Source organism: Arthrobacter subterraneus, assembly GCF_900099735.1.
GTDB classification, from domain to species: Bacteria; Actinomycetota; Actinomycetes; order Actinomycetales; family Micrococcaceae; genus Arthrobacter_D; species Arthrobacter_D subterraneus.
Window position 1 is genome coordinate 44,516 of sequence record NZ_FNDT01000013.1, and the last position, 15,129, is coordinate 59,644.

The window sequence follows — 15,129 nt, forward strand, 5'->3', positions numbered from 1 at the left end:
TCTTAGCGGGGGTCTTCGCTGGGAGTCCCCTGGCCGGTGCCGCGGGGGTTGCCGTGCTCATCCAGGTTTGCCGCGCCGCGCTTCATCTTCGCCGACGAGCGGTTGACGCCGGTTCCCTTCCCGAGGTGTTCGGCGTTGGGTTTCTCGGTCATCAGCAGCAGAGCGCTGATCACCAGCGAGGCAATGAAAGCGATGCCTGCAGCGGTGAGTCCGAGGTCGATCCGGAGCTCACGGGTGCCGCCCCCCGTGGCGAAAACCATGGTTGCGGCACCGGCAATCGCCGCAAGAACGGCAGAGAAGATGAGGGGACCCTTCACGCCCTTGACCTGACTGGACACGGTTCCTTCTCCTCAATTTTTTCTACGGATAGTAGAAACCTAGTTTACGGGTTTGGTACGGGCGGCCGGACCGTGCGTGGCGACCGCATCATGGCGGTAACTGAGCGCCGCGAGCGCAAGTACGACGGCGGTGATCACCGCGCCGCCCCCGGCCACACCCAGCAGGGCGTGCGCTCCAAGATCCTGGAAGAGCGGCAACAGGACACCGGTCAACGCGGCTACGCTCCCGGTCAGGAGGAAGTCCCGCGCTGCGACATGCGCGCCGCGGTTGCGGGCCCAGACAAGCAGGTACACCACGCCCATCAGGACCAGCGCCAGCGCACCGGTCTGCGCGAACACACCGTCGGTATGGATCCACAGGTTCAGCAGCCCGACGATCGCCAGGAATACAGGCGCTGTGCGTGTCAGCCAGGCGGGCACTGCGTCCTGGCTGCGCAGGCTCTGCTCCGTGAGATGCACCGCTGCAGCGAGTCCCAGAAAGTACAACCCGCCGGCGACAGACATCACATGGACCGAAGGCTCCGGCCAGAAGACGGTCAGCAACCCAAAACAGCCGGCCACGGCGGCATGCAGGAAAAACGCGCGCCAGAGCCCGGGCAACGCAGGCGTTCCTGCCGCTTCGGCGCCCATGGTTTGCCTTTCTATTGGCCTGGTGGACGGTGCAAGTTTAGTCCGCTGCCACACCGGTCACCATCCAGCGATCATTCCGGACCCTCCAGCCGAGGGTCAGCCCGCGTGCCGCCATGTATCCGCCGCCGAACGCCGCCCACAGCCAGACGATGCCCGCCAGCCCGGTCAGGCCGGCGGTGGACACCAGGACCAGCAGCGGAAGATAGAGAACAAGGTTGACGACGCCGGCAATCGCCAGATACCGCGCGTCGCCCGCGCCGATGAGAACGCCGTCGAGCACAAACACGTAACCGCAGACCGGCTGCGCGGCGGCGAGCACCCAGAGACCGGCGGTGAACGCGGCCTGCACCGCCTGATCCGAGGTGAAGATCCAGTCGAGGAACGGCGCGGCGGCCGCCAACAGGACGCCGGTGAGCACTCCGAAGGCTACGCCCCAGCGGATCATGGTGCGGGTCAGCGCATGCGCGAGCGCCCGGTTTCCCGCCCCGAGCTCCTTGCCGATGAGGGCCTGCGCGGCGATGGCCAGCGCGTCCAGCGCAAAGGCGAGGAAGGTGAAGACGGTCATCACCAGCTGGTGGGCTGCGAGGGACACCGCCCCCTGCGAGGTCGCGACCAGTACCGTCGCGAGGATCGCGAAGCGGAGGCTGGCGGTCCGCAGCATCAGCCAGGAGCCTACGCGCGCTGTTGCGCGGATTCCCCGCCAGGTGGGGCGGAGGGCCACCGCGTTGCTGCGTGAGGAACGGTAGATGATGGCCAGGTAGACAGCAGCCATTCCCCACTGCGCAATGCTGGTTCCCAGCGCGGACCCGGCCACCGAAAGGCCGGCGCCGTACACGAGCAGATAGTTGAGGACAATGTTGGCTCCGAAGCCGGCCGCCGCCACCACCAAGGGTGTGCGGGTGTCCTGCAGCCCCCGCAGCACGCCGGTTGCCGCGAGGACAACGAGCATGGCCGTGAGCCCCGGCATGGAGAACCGGAGGTAGTCAACGGCGAACTGATGTACCTGACCCTCCGCACCCATCCCGGCCGCCAGCGCCGGCGCGAAGATCCAGCCGGCCACCGACAGCACAACCCCGAGCAGCAGAGCCAGCCCCACGCCGTCGCGCCCCGCTGCCAGCGCATCCTGCAGGCGCCCGGCGCCGAGGAAGCGGGCAACCGCCGGCGTAGTGGAATAGGCAAGGAAAACCATCAGTCCGACGGCGGTCTGAAGCACCGTGGATGCCAGGCCCAGGCCGGCGAGTTCATTGACGCCGAGATGGCCGACAATTGCCGAATCCGCCAGGAGGAACAGCGGCTCGGCGATCAGCGCGCCGAAGGCCGGCACGGCAAGCCGGAGAATGGAGCGCCCGAGCTGCCGCCGGTCAGGAACGGTGGTGGTCACGGGACCCAGCTTAGACGCCGCCGCTGACGATCCGGAGGCGCTGTCCATCCCAACGAATTGCTAGGCTTGATACTCGCTTTCGCTACAGAGGGACGTCCATGAAAACTGAGGTAAAGCATTTCATCGCCGGCGGTATCCTGATGTTCCTCAGCACCCTCTTCATCCCGCAGGGGATCTCCGATTTCGCGGGTGCAGCAGCACGCGGTGCGGCCGTCCCTCCTGGCTCCGGTGTACTGCTCGCCATCGGTGCTGTGCTGATTTTGGCAGCCATCGCTCTCTTCGCGCGGGGCCAGGTGTTGCGCCACCGTGCCCGGGTTCGCGGTGCAGGGCAACGCGAGGACTGAAAAGTCACAGTCCCTTCTCGACCATCTCCAGCAGCCGCCCGGCCGCAAAGGCCCGCTGCTGACTGTCCAGGCTCCGCAGCGGTCCGTCGATCTCCAGCATCGCCAGCCCATGCACCGACGACCACGCGAGAAACTCCGCTCCCGGACGCCGCTCCGCGGGAAGGACACCGGACTCAACCAGCCCGTCCAATGCCGCAGACAACAGCTGGAACGGAGTCAGGCCGCTCTGGCCTGCGGATTCGGCGGTGGCCGCATCACGAAGATCCGTATGTCCCACGAACGCGGTGCGGAACAGGCCTGGCTGGGTCTGCGCGAAGCGCAGGTAACCGGCGCCGACCGCGCGCAGGCGCGCCCTGGCAACCGAGCCGGCGTCGTCATGGGGAGGAATGGCTGCCTGCTCTGCCTCGATTGAACGGGCCAGCTCGGCCTGCGCCGCCAGCGACACCGCGTGCAGCAGCGCCTTCTTGTCCTCGAAGTGCCGGTAGGCGGCGTTCGGTGTCACGCCGGCCCGGCGGGTGACTTCGCGAAGCACGACGGCGGAGGGACCGCCTTCGCGGGCAAGGTCGGTTCCAGCGGACACGAGGGCCCGCCGGAGGTCGCCGTGGCGGTAGGTGCTGCGCTTGCGGTGCGCCACCAGAGCCTCCTTACCGACCAGACTTATGTGAACACTGTAAACAAGTGTGCCACCGGTGCCTCTGTGGCCCTACGGAATTCAGCGCAGCGAGGCCAGCTCACCTTCAAGGTTCTGTTGAGCGGTGGCCGCCCACAGACTCCTGCCCTCGGCTGTGCGGTAGAGCGGGTCCAGGTTCAGCAAGCGCTCGACGACGGCGGACCTGCCCCGGGCGAAGTCGGCGTCCGATACGTGGGCGTACTCCTCCCGCACAGCCGCAACGTACCGCCGGTACGCACCGGGCGGGCGGCCCAGTACGGCCAGGTCCGCGTCGCACAGCAACTCCCCCGCCCGGTCACCCCGGCCGGGGGTATGCGATGCGGTCAGCAGCACCAGGCGCCGGACTTCAGCTGGGTGGTCAAGAAAGGGCGTGAGCGCGGATTCGGCGAGTGCAGCCGAGGCTTCCTCGTCCTCGCCGGCCCGGCCGGCATAGACCGCATCGTGGAACCAGGCGGCGAGGCTGACGTACTGGCAGGTTCCGGCGTCGTCATTTTCAGTGAACAGGAGGTCCAGCGCCTCCAGCACCTCCAGCAGGTGTTCTGCGGTGTGATAGCGGCGGTGCGGCTCGGACCACCGGTCGAGCAGGTCGCGGCCGAGCCCGGGGGCGTGGGGGAGAGTATTTTTCCAGCGCTGCAGCAGGGACTTCCGGATTCGCTCCGGCCTCCGCTTCGCGGGTACCCGCAGCCCGCTGGCGATGAGCAGGCGGACGAGCGTGCCGCAGTCGACCTCCCGGGCTCCTAGCCGGACCAGCTCGTGGTACCGCCGCGCGGGAACGTCGTAGTGGTCAACGTCGAACGCGCGTTCGGTGATGCCGGCCCCGGCCGCGAAGGCATGGAGCTCGGTCAGGGAGGTGTCCGAAATCAGGTGGGAGAAGACCGTGCCATGCGCGGGCCAGAGCGGCGGGTCGATGTACACGGCCATGAAAGCAAGCGTACTGGCCCGGCGTTTCCCGCCTGGAAAGGCCTTCCACAAAACCCCTGTACAGCCTCCGGCCGCTGTGCCATTGTTTACAGTGTCTACATGCGGTGCGCCTGATGTTGGTGTGTCCAGGGCGGCCCGCGTATTCCGCTTCGAAGAATCGAGCACCCATGGAAACCACCCTCCTCGCCATTGGAACCAAGAAGGGCCTGTGGCTCGCAACCAGCACGGACCGGCACAACTGGTCACTGTCGCAGCCCCACCACCTCATGACGGAGATCCCGAGCGTGGGGATCGATACCCGCGGCGGGCGGACCCGCATCCTCGTGGGCATGATGGATTGGCACTGGGGCCCCACCGTCGTCTACTCCGACGATCTGGGCGCCACCTGGTCCGAACCCGAGCAGGGCGCCATCAAGTTCGCGGAATCCGACGAGACCGCACTGGGCAGGATCTGGCAGCTGCAGCCGGATTCCGAGGAACGCCCGGGAGTGGTGTGGGCGGGCTGTGAGCCGATCTCGGTCTGGAAATCGACCGACGGCGGCGAGCACTTCGAACTCAACCGCGGCCTGTGGGATCACCCGCACCGCTCCGAGTGGGGCGCAGGCTTCGGCGGGGCAGCTGCGCACAGCGTGCTTCCCAGCCCTGCCGATGACACCGTCCACGTTGCCATGAGCACCGGCGGCGTCTACCGCTCCACGGATGGCGGGCAATCCTGGGAGCCAAGGAACAAGGGAATCTCCGCCTATTTCATGCCGGACCCGAACCCCGAGTTTGGCCAGTGCGTCCACAAGATCGCCCGCGACTCCGTGAACCCCCAGCGCCTCTACGCGCAGAACCACCACGGCGTCTACCGGTCCGATGACGGCGCCGAGACCTGGGAATCAATCGCCGACGGGTTGCCGGCGGACTTTGGTTTTGTGATGCTCTCGCATCCCCGCCGCAGCGGAACCGCCTGGGTTGTCCCCCTGAAGGCGGACGGCGAGCGGATCCCGCCGGATGCCCGGCTGGCAGTCCACCGCACCGACGACGCCGGTGCCACCTGGACACGGCTGGACAAGGGACTGCCGCCCACCGAATACAACGCCGTACTGCGCGATGCCGCCGGTGTGGACACCGCTGATCCGGTGGGCGTCTATTTCGGGACCCGGGGTGGTTCCGTCTATGCCAGCGCCGACGAGGGTGAAAACTTCACTGAAGTGGCATCGCACCTTCCGGACGTGCTCTGCGTGCGTGCCGCCGTCGTCGTCGGTACTGCAGCGCCCGTTGCCTCGCCATGAGTCCCGTCACCGTTCTCATTCCGACCCTGCTGCGGCCGCTGGTCGGGGACCGCTCCGCCGTAGAGGTTCCGCTGGAAGCTCCCGCGCCGGTCTCCGCGGTCCTGGATACGGTGGCGGACGGGCGGCCCATCTTCGCGCGCCGGATCCGGGACGAGACCGGGGCACTGCGACGCTACGTGAATGTCTATGTGGACGGTGAGGACGTGCGCCGGGCGGACGGCCTTGCCACGCCGGTATCGCCGGGCTCCGAGGTGATGATCATTCAGTCCGTAGCGGGCGGCTGATTTCCCCGCAACCGGTGCGGAAGCTCCTCGATCAGCTGTTCACACCGTCCAATGCCCTCGTTGACCCGGACGGTTTCCGCGCCGAGCAGGAGCCCGATGGAGTAGCCGTGCGCGGTGCCCGAGAGGTCCTGGGCGGCGCGGGCCAGCCATGTACGCAGGACGACGGCGTCCATGACCTCCCCGAGCTCCTGTTGGTATCGCTTGGCCTCCGCGGCGGCCCTGCGACGCTTCTTACCCGGGCGCACACCGGCTGCCTTCAGCGCCGAACGCACATAGCGCACCTGTTTGACGGCCTTGCGCACCTCGTGGGCATGCTCGAGGATCGCTTCTCCCCTGTCCCGGTTATCGGCGCCGGCGGTCGAGGCGGCCTCGGTTGAGGCGACCCCGGTTGGAGCGTCAACGGTCGGGGCATGCTCTTTTGGAACGTCGGCGGTCGGGGCGTCGACGGCGACGCGTGCGGCCTTGCGGAGGCTGCGCTTGACCGTTCGATTGGCAAGCCAGCGGGAAGACTTGCCCTCTACCTTTTCGGTGAAGGGCGGCTGCCGGGCAAAGGCCTGGACATCCGTGACCAGCTTCAGGTGTTCCTTCGTCTTCAGGTGTTGCTTTGCACGGGCGGCCGCGGTGGTCGCCTCGTCATCCGCCCTGCGTTGCAGCAGTTCCACGGTTTCACCGTCAATGGGCTGCCCGAGCGTTTCGACCCGGGCAGGCAGCAGCTCGGCGGTGATCTCTGCGTCGCGCGCTGCACCGAGCACCCGCGCCAGGTTCCTGAGCCGAAGGGCCAACTCATCGGCACGGCCGGAATCGAGAAGGGGCGACGCCGCCTTCAGGGCTGCCCGCAGCGACCGGCAGGTGACCCGCAGCTGGTGCACCGCGTCGGGACGCGTCCGCCGGACTGCCTGGTCCCAGGACACAAACTGTTCTGAAAGGTTCGTGAGAACGGCGGTGAGCGCAGCGGCGGCGTCCTCACGTTCGTTCTTCCCGCCGTCGTCGTCGGTTTTGCTTGGTGCGTCAGGATGCTGCGGGCTCACGGGAACCATCATTCCTGACCTTGCCCGTGTCCACCACAGGAATTCGCGCCGCACCTCACGGGGCGTTTCCTCCATGCTCGGCGGAGTAGCGTGGCTTCATGCCCGAGTTCCGGTATGACGTTGAGATCCTGCACCTGCTCGTGTCCCCGCAGCACGCCTATTTCGGCCGGGCACGGGATGGAGCAGCGGAAGTAGCGACAGTGGATGCCGCAGAGGCTGAGGTGGTTGCGGGTAAGGGGATTGTCGGGGACAGGTTCTTCGGGAAAGCGGCCCACATGGACGCTGCCGTGACGGTGTTCTCCGTGGAGGCCTTGGAGGCGATAGCCGCCGAGCTTGGCGCCGCCGCTTTCGATCCAATGCTGACCCGGCGCAATGTCATCCTCCGGGGTGCCCACCTGCCGCCGCTCGTCGGTGAGGAGTTCACGGTTGAATCCGGCGACGGCCGGGTGACTCTGAAGGGCGGGCGGGCGGCGCATCCGTGCGCGTGGATGGACCGGATGCTCGCTCCCGGAGCGCATGCGGCCATGCGCGGCCGAGGTGGGGTGCGGTGTCAGGCGCTGACGTCCGGGGTTCTGCACCGGGGTCCTGGTGTGTTGGTGAGCCCGGTGGAGCTTGACCCGGTGCGGGCGGGCGAGCCGCATCGGCTGAAACCCGACCGGCTGCCCTGACCGGTTGCCCGGCTGCTAGAACCCGCCGGTGTCAGCCGCCATGTTGTTGAAGCGCGAGTAGTGGCCCTGGAACCCGACCACGAGGGTCTTAGTGGGACCGTTACGGTGCTTCGCGACGATGACGTCGGCCTCGCCGGCCCGCGGTGACTCCTTGTCATAGACGTCATCCCGGTGAAGGAGGATAACCATATCGGCATCCTGTTCGATTGAGTTGTGTACGGCGATTCCGTTGGCGACGAAGTTGTGGTTTCCGAGCACTGTTGCGTCGAATACCTCTTCCTCGCCGTCCGGTTCGATGCTGACAACGCTGTCCCAGAGAAGGTCATTGACGGCCATGACGTCGAGCTCCGCTGAATCCAGGACCGCGGCAACGCGAGCCAGCCGCTGCCGGGAGGGAGCCGCCTTGTAGAGCGTTGACCCACAGTATTGGGTTCCAAGAGCTGCCTGGAACTGACGGTGTGTCATATCCTTCTCGGCCAGAATGGATTTCACGTCATCCCAGACCTGGAGTGGAACGGTATCGACGTTGGTGTTGGCCGCCTTGTCACGGATGAGCTCGAGCAGACGCCCGCATGCTGCCGAGCGGGCACCGTGAACACCGATCTCCTGGAGGAATCGCCGCTGATCATCCCCGCCGGAAACGTCAAGGGTGTAACCCGGGCGGTAGTTGGCCTTCGGGGTGGCCGTTTTCACGCGTGCACTGATTCCGAAGCGGAGAAGGAGACGCGCGACGTCGTCGACCAGGCGGCGGGAAGTCGAGGCGCAGTAGATGCGGCCGCCCGTGCCGGCACGGTTTACCGTCACGGAACCATCCGTTGCCCACAGGTGTTTCAGGAACAGAGAGATCTGGGCTTTAGGTAGCGCAAAAACTTCCTCCGGCACGAACTTCTTCACGCTTTGGGCCAGAAGAATGACTTGGGAGTCATCCCAATGGGTTCGCTCTGACGGGCCGTTGACGTGTCGGGGCACACCAAGTCGGTCCCCGACTTTCAAGTGCCCGAGGGCACGCCACCCGTCATAGGTGAAGAACGGGTGGTTCGACGTGGCTCGAATGGTCTTTCCTGAGGCGAGAGTGAGGCGATAGACCTCTTTGACTCCCGTTGAAAAAACGTGGGTCAGGTGGCGTTCGACATATCGCAGGCTGTCGTCCAGCGACCAGACCGGCACATCCCGAGCCCCAGAGCGGAAGAGCTCACCCATGGTGGTTTCCGCTCCGGTGTCCGAGCGAAGCACCCGGGTATCGGCGGTGAGACAACCCGATTCGCGAAGGTCCGAGACCATCGGGCGCTTGTCTGTGCGCTGCTCGGACCCACGGTTGAGCTGCGACAGGGCGACAACGGGGACGTTGAGCTCCTTGGCCAGCAGCTTCAGCGCCCGCGAGAACTCCGAGACTTCCTGCTGACGGGACTCCACCCGTTTTCCGGAGGACATCAGCTGCAGGTAATCAAGGACAACGAGCTTCAGATCGTGCCGCTGCTTCAGCCGGCGGCACTTCGCGCGGATCTCCATCAGGGACATGTTGGGGCTGTCGTCGATGAAGAGCGGGGCATCATTCATGCGGCCCATCGTCGTGGCGATCTTCCCCCACTGCTCGTCCTTGACGGTTCCCTTACGCAGGTCCTGCAGGCCGATAGTGGCCTCCGCGGACAACAGGCGCATAGCAATTTCGTTCCGGCCCATTTCCAGGGAGAAGAAAACGGTGGTCATGTTGTGCTTGATGGCGGCCGATCGCGCCCAGTCGAGGGCGAACGTCGAGTTGTGTGTTGGTATGAAGGACCTGCCTGCCAGATACAGGTGTTCAGCGTTGGCCACCTGTATGCACCGGACCGGAACCGACCCAATCGGCTCCACGGACGTGATGAACCGCTGAGTCCGTTTCGGAGTAGACCGGCAGTCCCGCTCCTTGTGGAGGATCTGCTTCCGGGTAAGGCCAAACACCGTGTCTTCAGTCGAGAAAGTAATGACGAAGCAGGTCGATGAGGCCACGCTGCGGCCTTTCACGGGCTTTTCCCACCAGCCCGTGCGGTACCCGAGACTCAACGCAAGCTCGCGGAAGTCACGCGCAAGCCGTTCATGCGTGACAGCAAACTGGACACAACCATTTGCTGTAACAGTGCCGTCGGTATCGAGCAATCCGGCGAGAAGAGCGCGCCGCTGTGATTCACTCGCGCGCAGATACTGGGAGGGAATGTGTTTGTTTCCGAGCACCCCGAGGGTGCGCAACCGAGCCTGAAATGAGCCATTGCTGTTGCGGCAGGCCATACAACGCAATCCGCCGCTGCACTCTACGCCGCAGTCAAGGCAGACTGAGTTGGGAACCGGCTCGGAGACGGCGCTCGCTCTCGCACCGCACGTGCGCGAGCACGTGCGGACGTGCCGAACCCTGTTCTCGAAAGGGCGATCGCACACGACGCACACTCCGCGAAAAATGTATTCCTCGAGGAGACGGACCGAATAAGTAATCCCAGCGATGTGCGTGGTGGCGTAACCTTCCCCTCCTATGCGGAGCAGAACCTCCTCGTCAGCGGTGGTGATTCTCGCTGCGGCCGACGCTCCGTCACCAAGCCACGCACCAAGGGTGTATGGCTCGATGGGAAGTTTGGCCTCGGGCAGGTCCAACGGCCGGGTATTGCGCACCGAGTGGTTCAGCCGCTTATCGCCGGTGTTGCACCGGAGGGTCTCAGCAATTTCCGCCGTTGTCCGGACTGCAGGGGCACTGCGTTGCAGACTTTGCGGTCCATCACGACCGATCATCTCCTGCGCAGCTTTGCGGGACGCCCGCGTATGGGTCAGCCACTGATGTTCGGCATCGGCAACGATGGTTGAGCCGTCGTCAAAGGTGACCCGGAAGCATGGCCGATCAGGCATCACTTCAGTAGCAGCGACAACCGTCGTCGGGCTGCCGTCAGCTGCAATCACCTCATCGCCCACGGACACTTCCTCCATGGTGGTCCAACCTGTGGGCGTGGGGAGCGGTGTGTCGAGAGCCAACGCCTTGCCCATAGCCGGCCTGGCCGCAATGACGATCATCTGCCCGCCATGCAGACCCTGTGTGAGCTCATCGAACTCATAGAAGCCCGTGGGGACTCCCGTCATTCCTTCGCCGCGATGTCCGGCCGATTCGATCTCATCGACGGTGCCCTCGATGATGTCCTTCAACGGGACGTAGTCTTCTGCGGTGCGCCGTTCCGCGACCGCGTAGACCTCAGCCTGGGCGGCGTTGACGATGTCATCAACCTCGCCGTCATTGGAGTATCCGAGCTGCACAATCTTGGTGCCGGCATCCACCAGGCGGCGAAGGACAGCGCGCTCCCGGACAATCTCAGCGTAGAAACCCGCGTTCGCGGCGGTGGGCACGGACTGGATCAGCGTGTGCAGGTAGGCGGGCCCGCCGATGCGGGAGATTTCCCCGCGCTTGGTGAGCTCATCCGAGACCGTAACGGCATCCGCGGGCTCGCCGCGGCCATACAGGTCGATGATCGATTCGTAGATGCTCTCGTGCGCCGGACGGTAGAAGTCCACTCCGCGCAGCACTTCCACGCAGTCTGCGATGGCGTCCTTCGAGAGCATCATTCCGCCAAGGACGGATTGCTCAGCTACGAGGTCCTGGGGAGGGGTCCGGGAGAATCCGGGTGAACGCGTGTCTTCTGATGAATCCGCATGAGCCAAAGACACTGGTGCGGCCTTTCTTCCCGAAACTTCCCCGAATCCCTACACCGGGCGCCCGTAGGCGGACGGTGAATCCGAGCTGAATAACCATAGGTACCAGCCGCCACCGACAGTCTCTGCGGTATGGGATACCCCGCAACGGTAGTGCCCGGCAGCCCACCTGCCAACTGAGTTATCCACAGGGGGTGTGAATAAGTGGGTAATTGTCCGGCGTGTTGTGTGGGGACACTGGGGATAACTGCGTGGATTTACATCCGACATTCTTTGCAACCCGGTCCTGACCTGCACAAACACCTCGCGCAGCCTGTGGAAGAAAAGATTTTTACGCCAACATTCATCCCCAGCTTGCGTGTTGACAGAAGCGGAAATTGCCCGTACCGCAGAGTGTTTATGCACCGACTATCCACAACGGACGATCAAATAATTATGGTGTGGCTCACACCGAATTTTGGGCGCCGACGAGCCTCTATGCTCTGACGTCGATGTAACTGCCAGGGACATACAGAGGAGGGAATACTCCACTCGAAGGACATTCCAGTGCGGGTACGCCAACACCGTCGTGCACCCGGTCATCCTTCCGGACGTCGCTGAGTCCTACCCCGGGCCGGGCAAAGCAAAGGCCCCCACTCCCTAAAGAGTGAGGGCCTTTACGCCGAACCGAAAACTAGCGCGTCGCGACTACCCCGAACTCGCTTCGCTCGTCCGGGGACCCCTCGTCGCTAGCTGGCGACGACGTCCAGGTCGATGACAGCGGCAACGTCCTCGTGCAGACGGACGTTGGCCTGGTAGCTGCCGACAGACTTGATGTGTGCCGGCAGTTCAACCTTGCGCTTGTCGATGGAACCGAGTCCGGCAGCCTCGACAGCCTTTGCGACGTCGTCGGCCTTTACGGTTCCGAAGAGGCGGCCTGAATCGCCGGCCTTGACGGTCAGCTTGACCGGCTTGGCCTGCAGGGCTGCAGCCTGACGCTGGGCGTCCTCAAGGGATGCGTGCTCGCGAGCGGCACGTGCAGCCTTGATGGACTCCACCTGCTTCTCGCCACCCTTGGTCCAGGTGAGAGCGAAGCCGCGGGGCAGAAGGTAGTTACGTGCGTAACCGTTCTTTACCTCGACTACATCGCCTGCGGTGCCCAGACCGGTGACTTCCTGGGTAAGAATAAGCTTTGCCATGGTGTGTGTTCCTTTCCTTAGCCGCGGCCTGCGCCGGAGTAAGGCAGGAGTGCAACTTCGCGGGCGTTCTTGATTGCCAGAGCGATCTTGCGCTGTTCCTGCACGGTCACACCGGTTACACGGCGCGCACGGATCTTTCCGCGGTCGGAAATGAACTTACGCAGCAGTGCTACGTCCTTGTAGTCGATGACGGTGACGTCAGCGGCCTTCAAGGGGTTGGACTTTGGTTTGGGCTTACGAAGTTCAGCCTTAGCCATCGTGGTGCTCCTTATGTCTGGTGGAGCCCGCAGAACGGTTCTGCGGGATGGGAATTATCTGGTGAAAGCGCCTCCATATGCGGCGGCGCTTCCTAGAAGGCCTAGAAGGGGGGTTCGGACGAATCCGGACCGTTGCCCCAACCCGACGAGTTTCCGCCGGCCGGTGCACCCCATGGATCCTGCTGGGCAGGCTGCTGGCTCTGCTGGCCGCCGCCGCCCCAACCCTGGTTGGAGCCGCTGCCGGCACCGCCGCCGAAGCCGCCACCGCCGGAGCGCTGGGTGCGGCTTACCTTGGCGGATGCGTAGCGCAGGGATGGACCAATTTCGTCCACCTCCAGCTCCATGACGGTGCGCTTCTCGCCTTCCTTGGTGTCATACGAGCGTGACTTGAGGCGGCCCTGTGCAACAACGCGGGTTCCCTTGGTGAGGGTTTCCGCGACGTTCTCAGCCGCTTCACGCCAGACCGACGCCCGGAGGAACAGCGTTTCGCCGTCCTTCCACTCGTTGGACTGACGGTCGAAGGTCCGCGGCGTCGAAGCAATGGTGAAATTAGCCACTGCAGAGCCTGACGGGGTGAAACGAAGTTCCGGGTCGCTGGTGAGATTACCGACGACCGTGATTGTGGTCTCGCCTGCCATGGTGCCTCCTACGGTCACGGGCCCACCGGAGTGGACCTGGTTGAAAGCCGAAACTACTCGGCGGAAACCTTCTGCTCCTCGGGGCGGATGATCTTGGTGCGCATGATGGTCTCGTTCAGACCAAGCTGGCGGTCAAGTTCAGCAGCAACATCCGGGGTGGCGGTGAAATTGACGACGGCGTAAATGCCCTCGGACTTCTTCTTGATTTCGTAGGCCAACCGGCGACGTCCCCAGATGTCTACCTTGTCAACAGTGCCTTCACCGTTGCGTACAACGTTCAGGAACTTCTCAAGGGTTGGCTCAACGGTACGTTCCTCGACATCGGGGTCGATGATTACCATCAGTTCATATGCACGCATTTGTGAACCCACCTCCTCTGGGCTAAACGGTCGCGGTCCTTCCGCAACAGGAGGTTCTTTTGCGTTGTCCCGTGCGGCTGCCACCGCCTTACTTCCAGCGGTGCCACGTCCGGCACGGACTCATCAATACTACCGGACCGGAAACGGGTCTCCGAACCGGCTGTGGACAACCCTCCGGGCCTAGGAAACCGGGTCCTGAGGGACGGAGAAGAACCGGCGCGCCACCCGGGTGAGCTGGTAGGGGTCCTCCACACCGCACAATTCCCGTGCGGAGTGCATGGACAACAGCGGAACGCCGACGTCAATGGTGCGGATTCCCAGCCTTGTCGCGGTGAGCGGACCGATGGTGGATCCGCAAGGCATCACATTGTTGGACACGAACTCCTGGTACGGCGCACCAGCGTCCCTGCACAGGCGCGCCCAGTAGGCGGCACCCGGAGCATCGGTGGTGTACCGCTGGTTCGCGTTGATTTTCAGCAGCGGACCGCCGCCGAGAACAGGGTGGTTGGCAGGGTCGTGACGCTCCGCATAGTTGGGATGGACGGCGTGACCGGCATCCGCGGAAACACAGAACGACGACGCGAAGGCCCGCCGCCGCTGCTCCTCACCGGCTCCGAGGCCCGCGGAAATCCGGTGCAGCATGTCCTCGAGGAACGGTCCGCTGGCACCCGAACGCGAGCCGCTGCCGACTTCCTCGTGATCAAAGGCGGCCAGCACAGCAATGGGTGCGCTCCCGGCGTCGTTCCTGGTTGCCTGAATGAGGGCCGTGAGGCCGGCGTGCACTGAGGAGAGGTTGTCCAGCCGCCCCGACGCGAAGAATTCCCCGTCCGCACCGAAGACGCGGGGCTGCTGGGTGTCGGCAACGACGACGTCGAAACCGCCGATGTCCCGCGCCTCCAGGTCAGCGTCCACGGCAAGGATCTGCAGGAGGTCCGCCCGGGCCGGATCGCCGAGGCCCCAGACCGGATTCATGTGCTGCTGCTTGTCGAGCTTCAGCCCGTCATTCACCGACCGGTCAAGGTGGATGGCCAGCTGGGGGAAGCGCAGCAGCGGCCCGGTATGGACCAGGTGCTCGGCGCCGTCGTGGGTGACCACCCGGCCGGCGAGCGCCAGCTCACGGTCCAGCCAGGAGTTCAGCAGGGGCCCGCCGTAGATCTCGACGCCGGCCTGCAGCCAGCCGTGGCGGCCGATGGTGGGTTTGGGCTTGAGTTTGAAGGACGGCGAGTCGGTGTGGGCGCCGAGGATGTGGAAGACCGTGGTTTCCGTTGCGGACGGCGGCGTGATCCACGCGATCAGGGCGCCGTCGCGGATCACGTAGAAGCGGCCAGGTCCGCCGTCCCAGGCGTCAGCCTCGTGCAGCCGGGTGAACCCGGCGGCCTCCAGGCGCACCCCTCCCTGGTGGGCGGCATGGAAGCTCGACGGCGAGGCACTGACGTAGGCGCCGAGGTCGGCGATCTGGGCGTGAGCGGCAGTCATGATGCAAGACTAGCCGCCGG

16 protein-coding genes are annotated in these 15,129 nt (G+C 64.8%); 4 read left to right on the forward strand and 12 right to left on the reverse strand.

Going from position 1 to position 15,129, the window contains the following annotated elements; genetic code table 11:
• Positions 1 to 2: 2 nt before the first annotated feature.
• From BLS52_RS13300 to BLS52_RS13310, 3 genes are read right to left on the reverse strand one after another with little or no spacing between them, the layout of a single operon-like run.
• Positions 3 to 338 (reverse strand): hypothetical protein, encoded by a 336-nt coding sequence (locus BLS52_RS13300; protein ID WP_090587356.1) that lies wholly within the window; start codon positions 336 to 338, stop codon positions 3 to 5.
• 39 nt (positions 339 to 377) lie between these two features.
• The gene (locus BLS52_RS13305) at positions 378 to 968 is read right to left on the reverse strand and encodes a hypothetical protein (protein WP_090587358.1); all 591 of its coding nucleotides are present in this window, start codon (positions 966 to 968) and stop codon (positions 378 to 380) included.
• Between the two features lie 37 nt (positions 969 to 1,005).
• The gene (locus BLS52_RS13310; RefSeq protein ID WP_090587359.1) at positions 1,006 to 2,397 is read right to left on the reverse strand and encodes an MATE family efflux transporter; all 1,392 of its coding nucleotides are present in this window, start codon (positions 2,395 to 2,397) and stop codon (positions 1,006 to 1,008) included.
• Between the two features lie 50 nt (positions 2,398 to 2,447).
• Here BLS52_RS13310 and BLS52_RS13315 point away from each other — a divergent pair, with 50 nt between their 5' ends.
• On the forward strand, positions 2,448 to 2,693 hold the full coding sequence (locus BLS52_RS13315; RefSeq protein ID WP_090587361.1) for a hypothetical protein: 246 nt from the start codon (positions 2,448 to 2,450) through the stop codon (positions 2,691 to 2,693).
• A gap of 4 nt (positions 2,694 to 2,697) precedes the next feature.
• Here the strand turns inward: BLS52_RS13315 and BLS52_RS13320 are convergent, their stop codons facing one another.
• Complete coding sequence (locus BLS52_RS13320) at positions 2,698 to 3,327, reverse strand: TetR/AcrR family transcriptional regulator (protein ID WP_245702866.1); 630 nt, start codon at positions 3,325 to 3,327, stop codon at positions 2,698 to 2,700.
• Positions 3,328 to 3,405: 78 nt separating this feature from the next.
• Positions 3,406 to 4,284 carry a DUF4031 domain-containing protein gene (locus BLS52_RS13325; RefSeq protein ID WP_090587364.1) on the reverse strand — a complete coding sequence of 293 codons (879 nt, stop codon included), beginning with the start codon at positions 4,282 to 4,284 and terminating at the stop codon, positions 3,406 to 3,408.
• 167 nt (positions 4,285 to 4,451) lie between these two features.
• Between BLS52_RS13325 and BLS52_RS13330 the strand changes: the two genes are divergently transcribed.
• Together BLS52_RS13330 and BLS52_RS13335 are read left to right on the forward strand one after the other, a co-directional pair.
• Positions 4,452 to 5,561, forward strand: coding sequence for a WD40/YVTN/BNR-like repeat-containing protein (locus tag BLS52_RS13330; protein ID WP_090587366.1), 1,110 nt, complete (start codon positions 4,452 to 4,454; stop codon positions 5,559 to 5,561).
• On the forward strand, positions 5,558 to 5,845 hold the full coding sequence (locus BLS52_RS13335; RefSeq protein WP_090587367.1) for a MoaD/ThiS family protein: 288 nt from the start codon (positions 5,558 to 5,560) through the stop codon (positions 5,843 to 5,845). The genes BLS52_RS13330 and BLS52_RS13335 overlap by 4 nt, the downstream gene beginning before the upstream one ends.
• Here BLS52_RS13335 and BLS52_RS13340 read toward each other — a convergent pair.
• A complete protein-coding gene (locus tag BLS52_RS13340) occupies positions 5,824 to 6,873 on the reverse strand; it encodes a CHAD domain-containing protein (protein WP_175460171.1) in 1,050 nt (349 codons plus the stop codon). The genes BLS52_RS13335 and BLS52_RS13340 overlap by 22 nt on opposite strands.
• A gap of 98 nt (positions 6,874 to 6,971) precedes the next feature.
• On the opposite strand from BLS52_RS13340, the gene BLS52_RS13345 reads away from it, so the two are divergent.
• Positions 6,972 to 7,541, forward strand: coding sequence for an MOSC domain-containing protein (locus tag BLS52_RS13345; protein ID WP_090587371.1), 570 nt, complete (start codon positions 6,972 to 6,974; stop codon positions 7,539 to 7,541).
• A 15-nt stretch (positions 7,542 to 7,556) separates the two neighbouring features.
• Here the strand turns inward: BLS52_RS13345 and dnaB are convergent, their stop codons facing one another.
• The 6 genes from dnaB to BLS52_RS13375 all read right to left on the reverse strand — a co-directional run bounded on the left by dnaB (position 7,557) and on the right by BLS52_RS13375 (position 15,109).
• Complete coding sequence (dnaB, locus tag BLS52_RS13350) at positions 7,557 to 11,216, reverse strand: replicative DNA helicase (protein ID WP_090587372.1); 3,660 nt, start codon at positions 11,214 to 11,216, stop codon at positions 7,557 to 7,559.
• Between the two features lie 713 nt (positions 11,217 to 11,929).
• A complete protein-coding gene (rplI, locus tag BLS52_RS13355; protein ID WP_090587375.1) occupies positions 11,930 to 12,379 on the reverse strand; it encodes a 50S ribosomal protein L9 in 450 nt (149 codons plus the stop codon).
• Between the two features lie 17 nt (positions 12,380 to 12,396).
• Positions 12,397 to 12,636 carry a 30S ribosomal protein S18 gene (gene rpsR / locus BLS52_RS13360; RefSeq protein ID WP_026543915.1) on the reverse strand — a complete coding sequence of 80 codons (240 nt, stop codon included), beginning with the start codon at positions 12,634 to 12,636 and terminating at the stop codon, positions 12,397 to 12,399.
• A gap of 101 nt (positions 12,637 to 12,737) precedes the next feature.
• Entirely contained in the window at positions 12,738 to 13,274 is a 537-nt protein-coding gene (locus tag BLS52_RS13365) for a single-stranded DNA-binding protein (protein WP_090587376.1), read from the reverse strand.
• 53 nt (positions 13,275 to 13,327) lie between these two features.
• Complete coding sequence (rpsF, locus tag BLS52_RS13370; RefSeq protein WP_090587378.1) at positions 13,328 to 13,633, reverse strand: 30S ribosomal protein S6; 306 nt, start codon at positions 13,631 to 13,633, stop codon at positions 13,328 to 13,330.
• Between the two features lie 180 nt (positions 13,634 to 13,813).
• Entirely contained in the window at positions 13,814 to 15,109 is a 1,296-nt protein-coding gene (locus BLS52_RS13375) for a M18 family aminopeptidase (protein ID WP_090587380.1), read from the reverse strand.
• Positions 15,110 to 15,129: the final 20 nt, after the last annotated feature.